General features: G+C 43.8%; 17 protein-coding genes. 3 read left to right on the plus strand and 14 right to left on the minus strand.

The genetic code is table 11. The features are described 5' to 3' along the window. Nucleotides 1-485: tetratricopeptide repeat protein (locus QT974_RS00005; RefSeq protein WP_333466501.1), on the plus strand; the 485-nt coding region annotated here is incomplete at its 5' end. Nucleotides 486-580: 95 nt separating this feature from the next. Then, entirely contained in the window at nt 581-1504 is a 924-nt protein-coding gene (locus QT974_RS00010) for a DUF4214 domain-containing protein (protein WP_333466502.1), read from the plus strand. A gap of 150 nt (nt 1505-1654) precedes the next feature. Here the strand turns inward: QT974_RS00010 and QT974_RS00015 are convergent, their stop codons facing one another. From QT974_RS00015 to QT974_RS00035, 5 genes are all read right to left on the minus strand, one after another. Continuing rightward, nucleotides 1655-2854 (minus strand): glycosyltransferase family 4 protein, encoded by a 1200-nt coding sequence (locus QT974_RS00015; protein WP_333466503.1) that lies wholly within the window; start codon nt 2852-2854, stop codon nt 1655-1657. A 49-nt stretch (nt 2855-2903) separates the two neighbouring features. Beyond that, the gene (locus QT974_RS00020) at nt 2904-4154 is read right to left on the minus strand and encodes a glycosyltransferase (protein WP_333466504.1); all 1251 of its coding nucleotides are present in this window, start codon (nt 4152-4154) and stop codon (nt 2904-2906) included. 67 nt (nt 4155-4221) lie between these two features. After that, complete coding sequence (locus QT974_RS00025) at nt 4222-5478, minus strand: glycosyltransferase family 4 protein (RefSeq protein ID WP_333466505.1); 1257 nt, start codon at nt 5476-5478, stop codon at nt 4222-4224. After that, nucleotides 5456-6445, minus strand: coding sequence for a class I SAM-dependent methyltransferase (locus QT974_RS00030; RefSeq protein ID WP_333466506.1), 990 nt, complete (start codon nt 6443-6445; stop codon nt 5456-5458). Before QT974_RS00030 ends, QT974_RS00025 begins: the two co-directional genes overlap by 23 nt. After that, nucleotides 6417-11042, minus strand: coding sequence for an FkbM family methyltransferase (locus QT974_RS00035; protein WP_333466507.1), 4626 nt, complete (start codon nt 11040-11042; stop codon nt 6417-6419). Before QT974_RS00035 ends, QT974_RS00030 begins: the two co-directional genes overlap by 29 nt. Nucleotides 11043-11153: 111 nt before the next feature. On the opposite strand from QT974_RS00035, the gene QT974_RS00040 reads away from it, so the two are divergent. Further along, nucleotides 11154-11375, plus strand: a complete 222-nt coding sequence (locus QT974_RS00040; RefSeq protein ID WP_333466508.1) for a hypothetical protein — start codon at nt 11154-11156, stop codon at nt 11373-11375. Between the two features lie 230 nt (nt 11376-11605). On the opposite strand, the gene QT974_RS00045 is transcribed toward QT974_RS00040, so the two are convergent. The 9 genes from QT974_RS00045 to QT974_RS00085 all read right to left on the minus strand — a co-directional run bounded on the left by QT974_RS00045 (nt 11606) and on the right by QT974_RS00085 (nt 21246). Further along, complete coding sequence (locus tag QT974_RS00045; protein ID WP_333466509.1) at nt 11606-13759, minus strand: TIGR04372 family glycosyltransferase; 2154 nt, start codon at nt 13757-13759, stop codon at nt 11606-11608. Next, nucleotides 13719-14378, minus strand: a complete 660-nt coding sequence (locus tag QT974_RS00050) for an SIS domain-containing protein (RefSeq protein ID WP_333466510.1) — start codon at nt 14376-14378, stop codon at nt 13719-13721. The genes QT974_RS00045 and QT974_RS00050 overlap by 41 nt, the downstream gene beginning before the upstream one ends. A gap of 370 nt (nt 14379-14748) precedes the next feature. Continuing rightward, nucleotides 14749-15240: an NUDIX hydrolase gene (locus tag QT974_RS00055; RefSeq protein WP_333466511.1), complete on the minus strand. Its 492-nt coding sequence runs from the start codon at nt 15238-15240 to the stop codon at nt 14749-14751. Nucleotides 15241-15244: 4 nt separating this feature from the next. After that, nucleotides 15245-16240 carry an SDR family oxidoreductase gene (locus QT974_RS00060; RefSeq protein ID WP_333466512.1) on the minus strand — a complete coding sequence of 332 codons (996 nt, stop codon included), beginning with the start codon at nt 16238-16240 and terminating at the stop codon, nt 15245-15247. Between the two features lie 62 nt (nt 16241-16302). Next, nucleotides 16303-17298 (minus strand): FkbM family methyltransferase, encoded by a 996-nt coding sequence (locus tag QT974_RS00065; protein WP_333466513.1) that lies wholly within the window; start codon nt 17296-17298, stop codon nt 16303-16305. A gap of 8 nt (nt 17299-17306) precedes the next feature. After that, complete coding sequence (locus QT974_RS00070; protein WP_333466514.1) at nt 17307-18389, minus strand: radical SAM protein; 1083 nt, start codon at nt 18387-18389, stop codon at nt 17307-17309. Between the two features lie 51 nt (nt 18390-18440). Next, nucleotides 18441-19547 carry an FAD-dependent oxidoreductase gene (locus tag QT974_RS00075; protein WP_333466515.1) on the minus strand — a complete coding sequence of 369 codons (1107 nt, stop codon included), beginning with the start codon at nt 19545-19547 and terminating at the stop codon, nt 18441-18443. Nucleotides 19548-19612: 65 nt separating this feature from the next. Continuing rightward, a complete protein-coding gene (locus QT974_RS00080) occupies nt 19613-20362 on the minus strand; it encodes a TylF/MycF/NovP-related O-methyltransferase (protein ID WP_333466516.1) in 750 nt (249 codons plus the stop codon). Next, nucleotides 20359-21246, minus strand: coding sequence for an NAD-dependent epimerase/dehydratase family protein (locus QT974_RS00085; RefSeq protein ID WP_333466517.1), 888 nt, complete (start codon nt 21244-21246; stop codon nt 20359-20361). Before QT974_RS00085 ends, QT974_RS00080 begins: the two co-directional genes overlap by 4 nt. Nucleotides 21247-21278 lie beyond the last annotated feature (32 nt).

Below are 21278 nucleotides of genomic sequence, written 5' to 3' on the forward strand. Positions count from 1 at the left end.
TGGTGCGCCACAGTTGGCCGGATGGGGCGATCGTCTTTTATCAGATGGCGTTGCAAGTAAATCCCCAATGCGGTGAGGCGCACTTGCAGTTGGGGCTGATGTTAGCACAAAAAAATGACTTAGATCGGGCGATCGCTTGTTACCGCCGCGCTATTGAGGTTCAACCAAATGAGTATAAACCTTACCAATTGTTAGGGGATGCTCTGGCTACACAGGGTAAGCGGGAGGAAGCGATGAACTTTTACCGCCGCGCGATCGAGTTAAAACCTGACGATCCGTATATCCACAACAATTTAGGGGATATGCTGCGACATCAAGGAGATTTGGAGGGTGCGATCGCTTGTTACCGCCGCGCGATCGAACTAAAGTCAGACTTCTCATGGTTCCACTATAATTTAGGGGAAGTTTTGACCAAAAAAGGGCAAATTGATGAAGCAAGTTATTGTTACCGTCACGCCTTAGAGCTAGAACCCAAGATTTTCTAATTGACCCTCTAATTTTATATGTATTTCGCTGGTCAACCTCAGATCAGAAATACTATTTCCCTGAAAAAAAGCCGATTACTATTGAAGGAGCATTCATGACCCCTGAAGAAGCCCAGCGTTTAGAATCAAGTATCCAAAAGACTTTATCCACTCACGCTAAAAGCGACAAAAGTTTTCTGTGGATGGCGTATTGGGTCATCTTCGATCGCGAAGCAGACCCGGATGGGCTAGAAGCTTGGTTAAACGATATCAAGGGTGGTTTAAATCGAGCTGATGTCATCAAAAAAATGGTTGAGTCAGAGGAATTTCAAAGACGCCTTCCAGGTGGAGGAGACGGAAATCAAAGTCTTCATAGACTTCACAGTGGCAGAATGAAAATGGTGAAAACACTACTTCCACCGGCTAAAGTTGTTTTAGATTTGGGAGGTTATTCGGCCTCAGATCAAAAAGGTGCTTTATTGCAACTAGGCTATTCTCATCTACCGGAAAAGCTCTATATATTAGACTTTCATCCAGACCAAATGATGTTTCCCGGGCCGGAGTGGCCAAAACACATTAACCACCAAGGTTGTGAAATTGAATATGTCTATGGCAGTATGAATGATTTAGATTCATTTGATGAAAACTTTTTTGATTTGATTTGGTCTGGAGAATCAATAGAACACATAACCCCTGAAGAGGCTGAAGTAGTATTTTCTAAAGCATACAAATTATTAAAACCAGGTGGCAAACTAGCACTAGATACCCCAAATAGGCGAGCGACAAAGCTACAATGTCCTGATACGTATATCCATCCCGAACACAAGCTCGAATACTATTATGATGATTTGTGCAAGCTCTTAGAGAAGCATAATTTCAAAATCATTGAAAGCAAGGGAATTATCGAGCTATCGACATCAATTGAAAAATCTAGCATGGAACATTTTAACCATGAATTTATGAACAGTCAACTCATAAATGATAATCCCGATAAATCCTATTGTTTCTACATTTGCTGTATGCGAGCAGAGGATTGTTAGGGTTGTTGATACAGAAGATTCCTGGTTTATGAAGTACACCGCCGATTAATCTATCCCGGTAGGGACACGGCATTGCCGTGTCTAAAGCTGCACTTCATAAACCAGGGATACGGTGTAAGTTTAGCCCTATTTTGTCTGAACCGTATTGCGTTAAAACCTTGAGCGCTCTAATTCCCTTTGAGCTTGCAAAGCCGCTTGTTTCCAAGCTTGAGCTTGGGATTCATACCAGCTTTTCTCTTCTATTGTCCTGGTAATATATTCCAGGCGATGTCTAATTTTTTGACCGATCGCCTCTGGACTGAATAAAGAGCGAATCTCCTTAGCTGCTCTGGCTCCTACTTGCTGTGCTTGCGGATAATTTTCAAAAACATACTGCATCAGCTCCGCTGCACGATCGATATCCGGTTCGGCCCAGATACTGCCTTTTGGGTAAAGTCCGTAAGCTTCCGTAGTTGCAACTAAATCGTATTTCACCAAAAAACTATTACCCACATTCATAAAATCGGTATTCGATGAATAAGCCGTAGCGATGACTGGCTTGCCGTAATACATAGCCTCCGCCATAGTCAAACCAAAACCCTCAGCCCGATGTAGCGATACATAACAGTTACAATTATCGATTAAGCCATGAACCTCTTCCTTGCTCAAATGCCCTTCGATCAGTTGAATAGATGGCCAGTCTTCTGCCAGTGCTTTTAGTTGCTCGTACTGATTTTGATAAGCTGGATGAGGTCTAAACTTAATAATCAGTAAAGCATCTTCATTAGACTTCCCAAAAGCTTTTTTGAACGCCTCAATAGTGGCAAAAGGATTTTTTCGCTCAAAACCGCTACCCATGTCGAACATGAACAGAAAAATAAATTTGTCTTTGGGCAATCCTAAAGCCTCTCTACCTAATGTATTGGGAGGTAAATAAATGCTGGGCGGTAATTTGACAACCGGAAGAGGCGAGACATCGGAAATGGTTTCAGCCGTGTAATTACTGTAAGTCCAAACCTCATCAAATCGATTAAAAGCTCCCATGAAAAAATCAGGAAATACCGGAAGTTCCCAAATCCAAAAACCAATATTATAGCGATTTTGAAAAACTTCAGGATCGATACAATTCAACAACGACTCGTGAGGGTTGGTATGGACGATATTAATCGGATAAGAACGATCGCTGGAAAAATTGGTGTATGTAGAATCTAAGTTGCGTTGCGAATCTTCTTTCAGATCCTGAAGGGTGAAAGGAATGTTAGCTGCTTCTATGGCTTTGATCGTCCCTCGCACGCCCCCACCCAAACCAAACTCACCACTCACATGACCGATAATATTAACTCCAAAGTTAGAGTTGGGGTTATTCAACATAGGTTATCTCCGATCGCAAATATCTACAATTAATTGAACTTTTCACTTCTTACTTAGCAAGTCTTTGGTATTGTGCTAGTTCAGATTGAACTTGCTGTGTTGTCTGCCGCCACACTTGGATTTGGGATTGGATACCAGCCGTTTCTTGCTGCATCTGATGGATGCGAGTTGACCAGTTGGTAGATTGGTTCATCCTGTTTCTAATGATTTCCAAGCGATTTTTGATTTTGGTACCTAGAAGTTGAGGACTCAGTAAAGACTTGATTTCTTGAGATGCCCTCGCTCCTACTTGCTGGGCTTTTTGAGGATTCTCAAAAACATACTGCATTAATGATGCTGCATGATCTACATGGGGATCTGCCCAATAATTTCCTTTAAAGTAAGGCCCATAATCTTCTGTCAGGGTTACTATGTCATATTTTACAGGAAAACTATTGCCGACATTCATAAATTCCATATTAGATGAGTAGCCAGTCGCAATTACAGGTTTGCCATAGTACATGGCTTCCGCCATCGTCAAGCCAAACCCTTCCGCCCGATGCAGGGAAACATAACAGTCGCAATTAGCAACTAAAGCATGAAGTTCTTCTCTTTTTAAATGCCCATCTATAAAGTGAACTGGCCAGCCTGCTGCTTCCGCTTTGAGTCGATCTCGCTCTTTGGGAAAAAAGCTGCCATTAGAAAATTTGAGTACCAGTAAGACATCTTCATTCGATCGAGCAAAAGCTCGTTTAAATGCCTCCAAAGTAGCAAAGGGATTTTTGCGACCTATGGTACTGTGGAAGTCAAACATGAACAGAAAAATAAATTTGTTTTTCGGTAACCCTAATGCTTCTCTGTCAAATGATGGTTCGGGAAGTTCCAGGCTGGACATCATTTTAATAACCGGCACGGGGGATACGGGCGCGATCGCCTCAGCGCAATAATTGCTATAAGTCCATATCTCGTCAAATAAAGAAAAAGCGTACAGCCACCCTGGAGGAAATATCGGCAGTTCCCAAGCCCAGAAGCCAATATTGTATCGACCTTTAAAGCATTCGCGATCGATCATGTTGAAAACAATCGGTTCCGGGAGAGTGTGAATCAGGTTAATGGGATAGGGATTTTGCTCAGAAAAACTTGTGTAGCTGTTGTCTAAATTTCGATGCCAATCTACTTTAATATCTTTGAGTGCAAAGGGAACACCAGCAGCTTCGATCGCTCTGAGAGTGGCCCTCGAACCTTCTCCCAAACCGTATTCACCGCTCAGGTGTCCGATAAAATTGACGCCGAAATTAGAATCTAGGGTTTGATTTGACATAGTAAGTTTTCTACTTAATAAACATTCAGAATAAATGCTTGACTATTCAGCTTTATTGTAGTTGAGCTTAAGAGTGTTTTGCTAACTCTTTCTGTACCTGCAATGCTGTCTGCCTCCAAGCTTGGGCTTGGTGAGCCAATAAATCTCTTTCTGTCTGAAGTTCGTGGAACCGATTTGACAACTGGGATTGGTTCAGATTTGCCCTGATAAATTCAAGGCGATTTTTAATTTTGATACCTACAGTTTGAGGGCTTAATAAAGACCTCATTTCCTTAGCTGCTATTTTTCCTACTTTCTGAGCTTCCTGAGAATTCTCAAACACATACTGCATCAGAGACGCAGCATGAGCAATATCTGGTTCTGCCCAGACACTGCCTTTCGGATAAGCCCCATAATCTTCTGTTGTTGTCACCAGTTCGTATTTAACCGGAAAACTATTGCCAACATTCATAAATTCCATATTCGATGAATAGGCTGTGGCAATTACTGGTTTGCCGTAGTACATGGCTTCCGACATTGTTAAACCAAATCCTTCAGCCCGATGCAGAGACACATAACAGTCACAACTATTAACCAAAGCATGAATCTCTGCTTTTTGCAAATGTCCGTCTATTAAATGAAGGGATGACCAACCCTCAGCTAAATCAAGTAGTTCCTGTCGCCGTTCCGGGAAAAGATGAGCATTGGCAAACTTGAGAACGAGTAAAACATCTGGATTCGATTTACCAAAAGCTTGTTTAAATGCTTCAACAGCGGCAAACGGATTTTTCCGTTCAAAGGAACTGCCAAAGTCAAACATGAATAGAAAAATAAACTTATCTTTAGGTAAGTTGAGGTTTTCTCTAGTTAATAATGGTTGTGGGAAAGCGAGGCTAACCGGAATTTTGAGTACAGGAACTCTGGAGACGGTCGCAAATGCTTCTGCACAAAAATTACTGGTAGTCCATATTTCATCAAATAAATCAAAAGCCCACTGCCATTCACTCGGAAATACTGGCAGTTCCCACAACCAAACACCTATATTGTATTTGCCTTTGAAATATTCAGAACCAATACCGGGAAAGTATCCTGCTAAAATCTGGTCTACCCAATTCGGGTTGGTTTGGATTATATTGATTGGATAGGGATTGTCGTCGGAAAACTTTTTGTAGGTGGTATCGGAGTTGGGTAGCCAGTCTATTTTCAGATCCTTAACTGCAAAGGGAATTCTGGCTGCTTCAAGAGCTCTGAGATTTCCTCTAGCGGCTTCCGCCAGCCCAAAATCACCGGTTATATGACCGGTTAAATTAACACCCAAAGAATTATTTAGTTGATGATTTAACATTCGTCTTGCTTTTTGCTGAGTAGAAATGTCTGAATATGATGGAAAAACGACTGCATCTATGAAGCCTTCTTAATGAGCAGCCCCATGTTGTGACATATTGTTCTAACTGAAGCTTTAAGTGTATTCCCGACCAGGGCGGTACGTCTATGTGACGATCGAACGGCCCGCTTCCGGCGTTGTAGTTGAGAACAATTTCGTGTCCCTCGGTTGCCAACTCTGCTGCGAGTGCGTCGATGTCCCGCCGCCGAAACAGTACAGTCTGTTGGTGGTCGATCGTCGCGTCATTAGAAAGAACGTTGAATTCGGTGGTGTGTACTGCGATTCCGCCCGGGCGCAGGCACTTAATGCTATTTTTGACAAATTGCAACCCCAGCTCGATCGAGCCGACGTGTTCAAAAGCGCAAGACGAATAGACAAAATCGAAGCCCACCAAATCCGCATCTATCTTGTTCATGTCCGCCACGCGGTACTTTACAAGTGCCGCAAAGCGATCCGGGGGGCAGATGCCGCGATCGTTAAGCGCTTCTAGCGTGGCTGCATATTGACCCGTACCCGCCCCTCCCTGCTTCGCGGCCTCCTCTGAATCTAAGTCCTTTGCCACCACGGAGCAGCCTCGCGCAGCCATTACAGCTACTAGCGGTTCCTGGCCGACACCAAAACCGAGTCCCCGCCTGCCTGGTGACATCATCCCAGTCTCTGACAAACACTGAAGGATATAAGCGTACTCCCATAGCTTGCGATGAAAGATGAGCTCGTGCGGCAGACGAGTTTCCTGACACCAATAGTAGAAGGCATCCGATCGACACTGGGCCTCGGTGGCCATTTGCGAAACGGGATGGGTGAGGCTCGGCTCTTTGTCGATCGCGATCGGCTGTGGTTTGGATGTTGTTGTTGGGGTGGTGTACTCAATCATAAAGTTAAACTCTGTTCCTTTAGCTTTAAGCAACTCCAGCCTGAGCCAGCACATTTTTTAGCGCCTCAATATTAACAAGTGTATCTTCTAAACCATCTTGCTGATAAACGAGTTGACGGAAGTAAGGACATTCAATCCCTGACCCTATTAGGTAGTGATAGTCAAGTTCTCGGTGGTAGCTAATTATCGCACCAATTTGCACCATCTTGTGAGGTGAAAAAATTTCTATAACTTTAGTTGCTGGTTGGCAGAAGACAAGGTTACTGACTGCTGAACCGTGCATCAATATTACCACTTTAGCCTTAGCCATCATTGCTACTTGTTCTGCCAATGATAGTGACTCAGCAAATACCTTTGTAAATCCCAGCTCGTTCAAAACGTTTAAAACTTCATCTTCATTAATGATTTTACGGCTATTGGCTGCACTGCGGCTGATATATATGCGATCGCCAAACTCAGATTTTGATTGCTCTGCTAAAGGCAGAAACTTATTGGCTAGAAAATCGCAAGACCATTTAATCGGCACACAGATAGTTCCTGCATAAGACGGAACTACTAATTTATTAGCTTGCACGTGGGGATACTTGTTAGTCTCTACGAGTTGATGCTCCAAAATTCCCAAGACAGCCAAAGTTTCTTTTTGAAATTGCTGATTATAGCCACTTATTAAAAACTTGTCGATAGCATCCAACCCGTACCCACTGAGCTGTAGCAATCCAATCCTCGGCAGTAAATCCAGCATCCAATGGTAATAAACGTGACCTGTATCTACAGCTAAAACCGCTACCGTGCCATCAATCTGATGCACAGGCGGTATGTTGTTTGCTGTTAAAATAGGGTGATGCTCTAGAGGAATGCCCGGACAACTAGAAAGATTGAGAATAAGCTTGTTATCTGAACTAATAACGGCTGTATGGGTATTGCTGTACAGTTCGCAATACCGCCCGTCTGGTATCGCAGCTACAAAGGTTTCCATTACATCAAATTGGCTCCAAACCAGCAGAGCAGGATGAATATCTCTATCTATTGTTTTTGGTAGAGGTGAGATACTAACTTGATGGGGAGGATGTATTTCTATATAGTTGGTTGACTCCAAATTAAAAGCAATCGCCCACGCTTGTGCTGTCGCATAAAATCCTTGAGGAGGTGTAACTAGCAGTGCTTTTTGGAAATAAACTTGTGCCTCTTCCAACTGGCCTTGTTGTTTCAAAGCAGTTCCCATATCGAAACATACTTCAGCAGCTAAATCGGGGGAGTTTGGTTTAATTGATAGTGATTTTTGATAAGCAAGTATGTCCCAACCTAAATGACCAGCAGCAAAGCGCAGTTTTCCTAAACAAGCGTAGAACTCCGCTGAATCTGGTTCATTTAGTAAAGCTTTAAAGAATCTCGCTTTTAAAGCTAGCTGTGCATCAAGTTGGTTTTGTCTGGCTAGCTCGTCTGCCAAACGGCAGTAAGCTAATGCTATGTCTGGCTTTAGCTTCAAAGCATGATGGTAAGCAGCGATCGCATCATCCCATTTACTTTGCTGTACCCAGCGAGTTCCGACCCGCCAGTAAGTTTCCGCTTCTGAAGGTGAGCCGATAGACTCCCACACCAACTTAAACTCTAATGATTGCCGAATTATGTTAAGGATTCCTCTGCGCGTGATCTTATTTTCGGGAAGTAGTTGAACATACCATCGTTGACTTTCTATATCGATATCACGGATTAAATAGGCGCGGTAAGCGGCTTGCACAAATTCTTCATCCCGCAAGTGATAATTGTTCAGTAAAAACTCTACGTTATTTAGAAGAATTTTCTCTGCTATATCAATAGTATTAAGCTGAACCTCTTCCTTCCACAAAAGAGGCTCGCTGTTCCAAGGATCGAAGGGGATTAGTTTCTGTGCTGACCAGTCGGGACGGAAGAAGAACTTGCCGGTTTCGTTGAGCATACACGCTGCAAACGAAAAACTACTATTCGAGATAGCGACAATATCGCACAGGCTCAATAAGTAAAAATCTGGATAAAACTCTGCTTCAGCCAAATCTGCACCTAAATCTTTGGCTGTCACTGGGTTGTATTCTGCAAAATCTTCGATAACTTTTTCAATTTCGTCGCTAGCAATGAATAGTACAGGTTCGTCAAGCCTTTCCCAGAGACCTCTGAGCCACTCTTTATACCATTCGCTAGGTGCTGGCAAGAAAGGTACTGTATTAAACTTGCAGTAGTCCCCGCGGCGCAGGTGCAGACCCACAACTGTTTTGCCTAGAGAACGCAAGCAAGCGATCGCACCTTGCATTTTTGTTTCAACTTCTGTCCCTGGTTTAAATAGCGATCGCACGTAGTCTTTGTCGGGAGCGTAATATTTTGTGTGGTACTGACAGTAACCCGAAAAGTCTACATTTTTGTAAATTGTTGGCGCATTGGGGATAAGAGCTTCTGCAAACCAAACAGAGAATGTTCCATCTTGAGCTCGAACTTCTCGAACTTCAGGTAATTTCTGAGAAATCGGCGGATCTTGATGACCAAATAGATATTGTCCTATCCAAGTCGGGGTTTCGTACCGGAGGTTGTGCTGTTTGGCATAGATTCTTAAAAAAGCGTACTCAAATATCTGGTTGCCAAATCGATTGATGTCAAGTGACGATATAGTCACTGCTGGCTTTTTGACATAAAAGGCATCCCCCCAAGATGGGTGAAGCGGGGTTGTTGTTGCAGCGCGAGCGAAACCGTAATTCTCCAAAAAATCGTCAAGTTGGTCAATCAACGCACAGCCTTCGTACAGTTCTTCGTAATTTACTTCTGTGTTAATTGCTTCTATGTATTTCAGTAAGTTAGTCGCTCCTTGCAAAGCCAACAGTTCTGCGCCTTGGATATCTAGGTTGATGATATTAAAATCCGCAGGTTCCAGTTCCAGTTCTTGCAGCAGAGTATCTAGAGTTTTTGATTCTACTGTTACTTGGTGAGTTTCCTCAATAGTCGGGTAAATCTCTGCATGGCGTTTTAAAGGCAAAATTGAACTGCTTTGATCCATGGAAGTGACGCGCAAGTTAACCGTGCCGTTGCGATCGCTCGCAGCACAATTAACCGCTTGCACGTTGGGGAATTCTGCAATTCTGAGCTGCAATCTTGCAAACACTTCTGGGTTAGCTTCGATATACAATACCCTTTCCACGCCCATTGCTTGGTACAATCCAGTTTCATGACCTTCGTGAGCTCCAACGTGAACAACACCGCGAGGAACGATCGAATGCTGCGTACAAAGTTGCTGTAAATCCAGCATTTGGGGTGCTTCAGCCAAAACTGTCGATCGAAAGCGTTCGTTTACTGCTAAGAAAAGGCTCCATTCATAATTTTCATAATCTGCCTGAAAAGTAGGTAAATATTCTAATCCATCTGGTTTAATCTTAAATATTGCATACCGAAAATTTTGAAAATATTCAAAAACTTGTTTGAGAGTTGTTTTCGAGTCTATATAAGTACCACCGTATTCAAATTGAATGTAATCAATTTTTCCCTGGTCCAATAAATTATTAGATCCCTCTAGTACATTTAATTCCCCACCTTCCACATCTATCTTTAAAAAATTAATGTACTTGATTGCTTGTCGCTGACAGTAATTATCTATAGTAGTTGTCAAAACATTTAGAATTTGAGGTGCTTTAACACCATATTCCTTTTCCGCCTGCAACCTGCGGTGAAATGTACTCCATTCTGGAGAGTCTTCGTAATAAGCAAATTGCTTGGATTCTTCTTGTTTTCCTGCCGCATAGTTATTGGGAATAATTTTACCATCCCCAATTCCTTCCGCTAAATTTTGTAAAAGAGTTTTGTAAATTTTAGGAACTGGTTCAAACAGGTGAATTTCTGCATTAGGAAATTGATTAAATACTTCCTCACTCCAACTGCCAACGTTGGCACCTACATCAAAAACTACTTGACCGGATGCGATGAATCTTTCGATACACAGCAATTCGCCGCTGTGCAAGGTTGTCTTGGCTGTGGCTCTAGGTTTTGCCTGTTTTTCTGGCAATGAAGGTGCTGGCTGGTGGAGCGATCGCACTTGCTCTTCCCATGCCTTTGTGCTAACTTCCTGACTGTACTGAGCCACGAGTAATTTGGCGGCTTCGGGAACAGAAACTATCACATCCTCAACTATAACGGTATACCGACTTCTTCCAGAATTCAGCAACCTGGTAACAGCATCAATAGTCGGCCACTCCTCTACACGGTGAGGACTCGGGGGCGGAGATAAAAAAAGGCGTGCATCGTCTATTAAGATAAAGTGTTCCACTTCAGAATCGTTGATAATTTGCAACTCTTCCAGCAACGGACACTCCTCAGCTTCTCCATAGGTTATTCCCCCGCTCCAGTGAGCGTCTAGCCAAAAAATACAAGGTTCCTTGAGTGTAGGTACAATAGCTGCAAGCTGCTCTTTTGAGTTTCCCAATACGAATTCTATATTTTTTAAGTGGCAGTAGTTGTTTACTACTGCGTCATATATTTCTTTAGCTGCTTCGATTGTTATCACTTTTTGAAAATACTGTGCAGCCCACAATGCCGTTGCACCGCAGTTAGTGCCAGTTTCAATAAAACCTTGCAAATTGTATGCTTCTTTTAAGGTTATTGCTAACTCGGTTGGCACTCCTCCTCTGATTAAACCCATTCTAATTACTCCTTATCTAAAATTGGCCAACAAAAATGTAACTTTGAAAGATGGCTGTGGCTCTAGCTTGTCTGCAATATTTGTCTGTATTGTGCTTGATATTGAGCTTTATTGTCTCAAACTCATGGACGATCGCCAGAAACCTCACCCAACCGAATTGCTGCAACTTCTAGTCGCCCAAGACAACCTATTTCCCAAATGGATTTTCAGAAGCATATCACAATTTCGAGTAAGTTTTGCGCGATCGCCCCCAAGGAAGTCAAGCCATCGCCTCCCACGAAAATACCAGACCTCAACCCCTCTCAGGATGTTCCCACACAACCGGCATTATAGACTAGCCATCAGTGGCAAGTCCCAGGCGATCGCACTGACAATAATTTTTACCCCAAAAATCAACTAACGAAGACCACTACAGGCGATCGACCATACAATCATTTGCCTCCCAATAGTCAAATATACAGCGGTTGCGGTGTAGGAAGGCCCGGGTTAAAAGGGGCTGCTTGCTCGATCGCAATATATCCAACCTATCTCGATTTATCAACCAACTCCCGATGTATAGGGCATCAACTGCCTGTTTGCGTCAGTCCCAAATTGTAATACTTTTGCAAAAAAGATCGTCCCATCCGGCTATTGAAAGCACTCATGCCATAAGGTGTTGGCAGAGAGTTGAACTGCTGCTGTAAAACTTCGTCTTCTTCTGTGTACTGAAATTTTCCTTCTAGTCGATCGAGCATTTCCAGTACCAAGTCATTAATCTCTTCTGGGCTGTTATCTACTACTTGAATGCCCCACGAATAAAGAAGTTTGCTGTTGAGGTTGAAAAAGAATCGAGGAGCTAGTGCTTCTTCAAAGGTGAGATAGCGATTTTCAAATTGAGACCAAGCAAGTTTGGGGATGAATAAATCCTGATTCGACGCAGGACGCCCGGAGATAGGCCAAGTGTTGGTAATGGCACTGGGAACTCCAAATACTAAGGGAAGACAGGCGAGACCTGAAGCGCTTCCGAGAAAGAAACGACAGGAAGTGCACAGAAAAACATCCATCCAATCGCTTTTTGCCTCAGTGCGAGCGTAGTCGATCGCCTGTTTCATCGGTGGTAGCGGTTTCATGGTAGGGTCGCCCATGCGGATGACCCAGCCGCCGCGCGCGACGATCGACTCGATCGCGGCGGAGTAAGTATTAATATCAGCACTGCGGTGTGTAATCAATCCTTCTGCTCGAAAGCCATCTTCTCGAACGTGGAGACAAACAAACCAGGCATTTTTAGGCACTCCCAGGTCTTGCAAACAGTTCCATCCCCGCTCATCATCAGAAGGCGATAGAGCGAGCAGGGGCGGTTTGCTCTGTGTTTGCCACTGTTTTTGAACTGTTGAGAAGGCGTAACCTAGATCTACCATCTGTCCGCTGGCAAGTTTGATGTGGTACAGAGTGTATTCCAAGCAGCGCATAGTCTTCGCTAAGGGCAGCAGGCGATCGATCAGCGAAGGGTCGGTGATAATGTGGACATAGCGTCGCCAGTAGTTGAGCAAACAGGGATTGATGACTTGTTCTGGCGGCGCTAAAAGAATTGTCTGGTATTGAGGTCGCCAGCCGAGAATACCCATCTTAATATAAATATCTATATTGATTGCTAGGTGGCCGATCGCTCCCAACCAAGGCCAGTTTGTGAAATATTCCGGCGTGATGAAGCGAATACCTAAATTGCCGAGGGGATGCTTTTCAAGCTGAGAGTTATATATGTCGTTCGCACTTTCTGTAGAGCTGAGTGATTCGTGTAATTTGCCAATATCGTAAAAATTCCAGCTCTTTTTCATGTGAGCTTCTACTAGCTTGAGGTTAGCTTCCGTCCAATTTGGTTTGAGGGCGATCGCTCTGTGGTAAATCTCAATTGCTTCTTCTAATTTACCTTGCTGTATCAGTAAGTTTCCGAGGTTGAAAAGTGCCTCTTGCTCTAAAGAGGGTTTGTTTTGTTTTTGCTGAGCCTCATCTATTTCGGCTTGCTCTATCAGTAAGTTGACGAGGTTGATATGTGCTTCTTCTAAGTCAAAATTGAGGGCGATCGCTTTTTTATAGCTTTTAATTGCTTCTATCCGTCGGTTTTGCTGTGTTAGTATTTTCCCTAATTTGCAGTGAAGTTCAGCGTTTTCTGGTGCGAGGTTAATGGCTTTACGGGTGGTGGCGATCGCAATTTCAAGCTCCCGCTGTTGTGTCAGGGTTTCTGCTAAATTGCGGTAGTCATCCTTAACTGATGGATTGAGCCCCATAGCCTGACTGTAACAATTGTCGGCTTCATTCCACCGCTGCTGTTTGACCAACAATTCCGCAGCTTGACAGTAGAAGGCGGCGGCTTCGGGGCGACGGCCCTGTTTGCATAGGGCTGCCCCTAAGCTGCTGTAAAATTTATAAAAATCTGGGGAAAGCTCAATCGCGCGGCGGTAGGAGGCGATCGCATCTTCCCACCGACAGAGTTTTGCTAAAGCTTCCCCTAAATTGTAATAAGACCAAACCGAATTAGGGTTGAGTTGAATAGCGCGATCGCAGGCAGTAACTGCTTCTTCCCAGCGGCCGAGTTTAGCCAATGTTTCCCCCAAGTTGTGGTGAGACAAATAAAAGTTGGGGTTTTGGTCGATGGCTTGGCGGTAGGAGGCGATCGCCTCCTCTAATTTACCTTCCTGTTTAAGTTTGTTGGCTGCCTGAAAATAGCTTGCTGTCATCATTTACCGAACTATCAATTTCTGTTGCTGGTAACGAACCTTTCATCAGCCCATCTAGAATACAATGACAGATGCACAAATGGGTAATTTCTGCAAATCCATAGGCCATTGTCGGCACGAAAAAGTTAATGTCTCCTAATTGGCGCAGGGGATTATCTGGTTTAAAAGCTGAAAGGGTGATGACATAGCAGCCCATTTGAGCTGCTTGACGAGCACCTGCTAAGATGTTGGCAGACTGTCCCGAACTGCTAATGGCAAATACGATATCTCCCGATTGGGCAAAAGTGGCGATCGGTTTGCTGAAAACTTGTTCGTAGCCGAAGTCGTTGCTGATGCAAGTCAGGAGAGCACCGTCATTGAAGGCGATCGCCGGAAAGCCTCCATTTCGCCAGTAATCTATCGCCTGGTGACTGGCCACGGCTGCACTGCCGCCATTGCCAATAAAAATTACTTTTTTTTGCTGTTGGCTTTGTTGAGATACCAAAGCTGCTGCTCGACTAATTGCTTCGGCAAAGGAAAGAGGCTGAGATTTTTTGTCAGTCGCTTCAAAACTTTCGCTTAAATTTGCAAGTTGGCGGAAGTAATCGGTGGCAAAGGGAAGTTGTGAGGGAAAAGTTTGCATTTAATTTGTCAGCTTTGGTATTAGTTAATGAGTCATATCAATTCCGGTTGCACCCAAGCGTGATAATCACGGAGGACACGGCAATGCCCTTGGACTACCCCGATTAATTGTAGGGACACTCCAAGAGCCCAATGGTGTCAACTTAAGCCTGAAACCCCTGAGAAATCTGGGTTTTAGGCAAAGTCTAGATCCCCCTAAATCCCCCTTAAGAAGGGGGACTTTGAGTAGACTCCTGTCCCCCCCTTCGATCGGGGGGCTAGGGGGGATCGAACCCTAATAATCAAAGAGCAGTCTGTGGCTGGGTTTGAAGTTAAGTTGACACTAATGGACACTGCCGTATCCTGACTGTAGGTTATATTAATTCCGATAGTCACGGATTTGATATCCTGCCCGATGTTAAATTTTTAGTGCTGAACTCCTGCCAAGCTGCGGTTAGTTCCTCAGAGGCGATCGCCTCCACAACTTGTGGTAGCATTCGAGGAATTTTCGGCACTAACAAAACTTGAGTCAATTCCTCAAAGGTAAATAGTTGGAAGGCTTGCCCCTCCGTTAAGGTTAATTGGCTAGTCGGTACTGTCAGCGGAATACCAAAAATATAGGTGGTGCAAGCGCGATCGGGTGCTTCCCAAGTCAGCAAGTATTTGGGTTCGGGCGGTATCCAGCAAAGTTCTTCTGCGATTTCTCGCTTCATAGCTTCGGCTGGAGTTTCCCCTTCATCAACAGTACCGCCGAACAGTCCCCAATGATTGGGAGCTATAATCTCAGGTATATTGTCTCGCAGTTGCAGTAACAGGCGATCGCCCTGATAAATAAATGCTTTTGCAACTTGCAGATTAACTCGATCGGCGGTGTTTTGAACCATAAGTTTAGGTTTTTCCCAAATACTCAAACCATGCTTTTGTGGCTTCCTGAATTGAATCTGGTGTCCAGACTGGTGCTTCTTTCCACAAGCTGATGTTTGCCAACATCTGGGCTACCCCTTCGGGGAAAGGAACTTTTGGCTCCCATCCCAAGAGAGTTTTAGCTTTGGTGATATCTCCCCAAGTGCAGTCTGGCTCCCCGGGGCGTTTTGGGATGTGGACGATGGGGCCGCCTAATAGTTCCACTAATGTTAGGACACTTTGAGGGTTGCCGGAGCCGATGTTGATAATTTCACCCGTTACATCGGATGCTGCGGCGGTGACAAAGGCTTCTACGACATCGCTGACGAAGGTGAAGTCTCTGGTTTGGGTGCCGTCTCCGACAAGGGTGAAGGGTTTTCCTGCTAATTTTTGAGCTAAGAAGACTCCGAAGACTGCGCCGTAGGCCCCTGTAGTGCGCGATCGGGGCCCATAGACGTTAAACAGTCGCAGGGAAAGGGCCGGGAGTTTGTAAACTTTGGCCCAGTGCATGACCATTTGCTCGCCTAAATACTTAGTCAAGCCGTAGGGGTGTTCGGGAGAGCAGGGATAGGTTTCGGGTGTGGGATATTGGTCTGGGATGCCGTAGCAGGTGGAGGATGCGGTGTAGACGAAGCGCTGGATTTGAGCGTGGCGGCAAGCGTCTAGCAGGCTAAAAGTGCCTTGAACGTTCGAGTGGTAGTATTGGCTGGGGTTTTCGATCGACGGTACTAAGTCGGCGAGCCCTGCTAGGTGAAATACCCAGTCAATTCCTTCGAGCGTGGAGGGGGTGATGCTGGCTGCGTCTTGCTCGATAAAGGTAAATGTGTTGTGGGTTTTGGCTGGTTCTAGGTTGGCGAGGCGGCCTACTATTAGGCTGTCGAGGCCGGTGACGGTGTGGCCGAGGGCTAAGAGGCGATCGCACAGGTGGCTGCCGATGAAACCGGCGGCACCGGTGACTAAGCAGTGTTTAGATGCAGTCAATCAGTTTCTCCTCAAATCTTGATATCATTTGACTACCTTGAATTTTATAATAAACTCATCGGTTACAAACTTTGGATCAATTCCCAATACTTGTTTCCTGCTTCTAGTTCTATGTCAAAAATTGCTTTGAGAGTCGATCGGGCTATATTCCACTGTACGTCTTCTGGGTTAACCCGATAGCGTCCCAAATATTCTGTACAGATTCGTCTCAGGGTACGGTAAATTTTAGTTTCAACAGTCGCAGGACTAAAATTGTGTGTACCGACAAAGCCCATTAGGGTATCTAGAGCAACATCAGTGGCAGAGTTCAAAACACAGAAATAAGCATACTTGAGAGTCGCTAGTTCCAAACTTTCCCCTTTGTAGCGATCGCATACCCAATCATACTTCCTTAACCACACACCATCTGTACCAATCAAAGCTCCGTAACGATCGTGATCGGGTACTAAGGGATTGGGATTGCGAAACAAAGCATGGCGAGGCACTCCCCGACCGAAGTAATCAAAATTTAGAAAAAAGAAATCCCGTGCTTGTAGATGATTGAAAATTTCGGGAAACAGAGGAACATTCTTGTAAATTTCCTCAAATAAAACTTCTACCCGCACCCCAAGTAAACTAGATGAAATCTGCCTTTGGGCTCCCTCTAAGATTTCTAATTCAGAACCTTCTGTATCAATCTTGAGAAAGTCAATATCTATTTTGCGAGAACTTGCTAAACTGTCCAGAGAGGAAGTTTTAACACGAATGACCGATTCAATTTCCCCTTCACCTGGTCTGTATCGTTTGAACCATTCTGAATCGAGATTTGGCGGATAAAAAGAGCAATATCCCCGGTGTTTGGTAATATAAAACTCTCTTTCTCCTTCTGCTTTAGCTAGCGCCAGCTCAACCACTTCAAAGCCTGGTCGAGAATTATACTGCCTCAGGCGTTCTGCCTCTTCTGGATCTGGCTCAAACGTTAGGTAAAGTAATTCTCCTGCAAAGCCTGACCAAGATGGGTGCATCCCATAACGACCACCCACATCAGCGACTATCGTCGTGCTTTCATTCGGTTTCATAAAAACACCTATTTTGAACAGTTATTGTAGCAAGCTTTACAGATTTTCGGGATATTCCCCTGTAAATGAGAGCGTCTAAAGTCAATCATTTGTTCGCTATTCCACTCCTGGGTTAACTTGCGCGCATCCCCCAGTTCGCAAACTTCAGGGTTGGCAACCATACAGCAAGGAACTATTTTCATATCTGAGGAGATATAAAGGCGATCGAAAGGCCAGGGGCAGAGTTTTTTGGGGTCGGTTATATCGTATTTTTGGTCGATGAACCAGAATGTAACTTCGACGTTGTGTTCTTTCCCAACCGCAATCAAGCGTTCTGCCATTGACAAATCGAACTGTCTGTGGATATCAACTTTTTCGCTAACTTCTCGCCACTGGTCTTGACCCCAATCATTCACGTCAAGGGACAAAGTTAAACGTTCAAAACCTAAGTCAGCAGCTAAGACTGGAAACTGTTCCAATTCCGAAAAATTATCTTGCTGAACTACTGTCCACATACGAGTGCGCTTGCGGTTAGTATCGCGACAATACTCATTCAGCAGGCGACAATTTTCTACAACTTTTTCAAAACGACCCCCTCGGCGTATTTTTTCATAAGTCTCCTTTGTGGTTCCATCAACAGAAACCTGCAACTCACAGATATCTGTATCTATTAGTCGCTTATAATTGTCTTGGAAATGCAAGATTGAAGCATTGGTGGTTGACCTGACCCATATATGTTTTGCTCTGGCATACTCAATCATTTCAAAGTAGCAATTGCCCAGCAGGGGTTCACCCATTCCTTGCAATTTGATTTCAATCAATCCGTACTGGCTATCAATCAGTGCTTTATAGTCTTCAAAAGACATATCATCGGCTCGTTTGTAACCTTCCCAATCACTGACTTGACACATGGTGCAGTGGTAGTTGCAGCGACTGACATTTTCGATATCGAGCATGACGGGTAAGTAGTCTAGCACTTCACCGCGATCGGCAGCTTGGTATTTGAGATAATTTTCTTCTCGCTGCGGAAATGTTTTGAATCCAGATTCAAGGGTGGCTTGGTATAAACTAGCGTCGCGGAATGGTCGGGGCAGTGTATTCAGTCTATCCATAATTGCTCCTGCTGATAATTCTCCATTTCATAGAACACCGATGATTATTATTCATAAATCAGTTGTGAAGCGTAAAGCTTCATCAACAATCATTCCAATGTCGTAATAGCGGTAATTTCCCATTCTACCGACAGAAAAAACATTTTCTGGCATTTCTTTCCGATAGCGATCGGCAAGTTCCTGCTGTTCTTTAATCGGATATGGGTAAAGTTTGTTGCTCGATGAAGGAATTTCTATTCCTAACAGAGTAGTAGGAGATTTGTACCCCGTAAGTTTCTTGTATTCAACCACACGAGTAAAAACTTCATCGTTAGCATAGTGCAAGAAAAAAGTGGGGTCAGGGATGACTTGTTCAACTGGCAGCACCAGTTTAATAAAGTCGCGCCCAATATACTGTAGCTCACCATACTCGAAGTCAAACAGCATATCTGGCGAAAGAGAACTTACCAAAACATCTGACTTAATCCATTCTCCCTGGACTTTTACAGATGCTTTTTGTACGTCAAAAGCTTCTATATGACAATTCATCCAAACTTTTACGCCTGGAGTATTGACACAGATATCAAAGTAGTCGTCCCAAGCACGCAGGGAGATGGGATAAGAGATAAAAAATTCAGGGCGAACTTCTTTTGTCCCTGTCCGCAACTTGACGCCTTTACCATCAAATTTGAAGTCAGTCAGTGCCGTATTCGACTCTATCTGCCACATTTTTTTGGAGTAGTTTTTAACAAACTTGTCATACAGTGTTGCGCCAACGGAATAAATCCAATATTCCTCAAAGTTTCGTGCCGTGCTTGGATCTGGCCGTTCGCGTAACTCTTGGTCAATTTTTTCTTTGTCTGGCATCAGCGGGATGTCATCGGCATGGAGTGGGTAGGAGTAAAATTGACCGTCTCTTTCCACATAGGTCAACAGGTAATGATTGAGCCGTCTTTGTGGCACTCGTTCGTGTAAAAAGTTGAATACAGATTCCTGGGATGTGAACAAGTGGCGCGGGCCGAAAGTGTAAGGATGCCCTCCATAATATAAGGTTTGACATCCACCACCAATCCGGGATGTAGATTCAATTAATGTAACTTGCCATCCTTTATTAGCTAGGATATGAGCCCAAGTACAGCCCGCAAAACCACCGCCAATAATTGTTGCTGTTTTAACCATTTTGCCCTCTTGTTTCAGTATGTTTTTATGTTTCTATGCAGGTGATTTGTCTTGAGCCTTAACGGTCAATCCTCCAAGTAAGCTATGAAAGACCTACCCCACCATCCTACTTGAATGTGTGGGGCAAAACTAAATCGACTTTTTTTCTGAAACTCTGTGAACGCTTTGGCAACTCCCTTAGCGGGGGAACCTTTGTAACCAGTAAATAGGTCATCAATATACAACAGACTACCTTCTTGCAACAAGGGTTCAATAAACTCAAAAACCGGAACTGCGGACTCGTATAGGTCACAGTCTATACAAGCTAAAGCAATTTTATGAGAGTGTGATAAAAAGCTTTCTTGTAGCTCTTGAGTAAGGCTGTCTTTATAGAATCCTTTGATGGTTTGACAGCGCTCTACATAAATGTCATGTTCTTTGATTAAATTCCAAAATTCAGCTTCGGCTGTCTTGAGAGCACCTTGTTGCCAAACTTGGTGGCTGGGCTGCGATTCGACTTCTGGGAGTCCCTCGAAACTGTCGAAAGCCAAAAAATTCATTGATTCTAGGTTATGTCTGCGGGCTTCGGTGAGAGCCATTCTAAAAGTTCTGACCCGATGGCAGCCGTATTCGTGATAGTCGCCTTCAATTTTGTTGTCTGTCAAAAAATCAAAAGCTTGCATAAAAAAAGCTAGCTTTTGAGTTTGACGGTTGGCTTGATTGTAAGCAATTTCGTCCTGACGGCTCCAATTTTCTAAGTCAGAGCCATTAGCCAGCTTGACCCACGGTTCTTGAAGTATGGGTTGGATGCGAGTGTCTTCGTAAATTTTATTCATTTTGATTCTCCTGTTGAATGTTGGCTAGATTCTTGAAAGTAAGAGCGTATCCCCTCCTCTAGAGGAGTGAAACGAAAATTCGGTACGAGGCTGGTCAGCTTCTGAGTATCGAACATTAAGTCAAATTCTCTTTCTGCTTCGGGTGGCTGATAAATCACCTCCAACTCGATGTGGAAAATTTTAGCTATTAAGTTGGCAATGTCAATTATGGCATGACTTTGACCAGTTGCTACATTTATGGTGCCGTGATATTGCAAAGGTATTAACAATGCTAGTAAGTTGCAGATGTCTTCTAAATAAACGTAATCCCGAAGATTTTGACCGCTGCCTTTTATATATACTCGCTGTTCATTTTTGATTGATGACGCTATTTTCGCGATCGCGCTTCGGTCATTTGGGGCATGACCATAAATACCTGGAATTCGCAGGATGGTTACTGGACATTTCACCTCTCCTGATGAGATTAGCATCCATTCGCAAGAATATTTGGCTAATCCGTACCAAGTGTCTGGTTCGATTTTCGATTGTTCGGCGATCGGCAGGCTGGGTTTGCTGCCATAGACATCAACGGAGCTGAAATAGATAATGGATTGAATATTCGTAAGCTTGCAATGTTTGATTAAATTATTAACTATTTTTACGTTTTCATTATAAGAGTCAAAAGAGTTTGCTACTAATCTGCTGATTCCTGCCAGACATACAATAGTATAAGGTCTGTCGTTGCTAAGGTTTCTAAACAAATTATCAACTTTTTCACTATCTAAGAAGTTACAATCTTTTGATGATAATGAGATGATATTATTATTGTCACTAGCATATTTAGTGAAGTAACCGCCAATATAGCTGTTTTTACCTATAACAATTAAATTTTGATTTTTCAACACATCTTACTCCTTTAACTTGCTTTATTTTAACT

It is taken from the genome of Microcoleus sp. BM001215392 (assembly GCF_036700185.1).
Taxonomy (GTDB): Bacteria; Cyanobacteriota; Cyanobacteriia; order Cyanobacteriales; family Microcoleaceae; genus Microcoleus.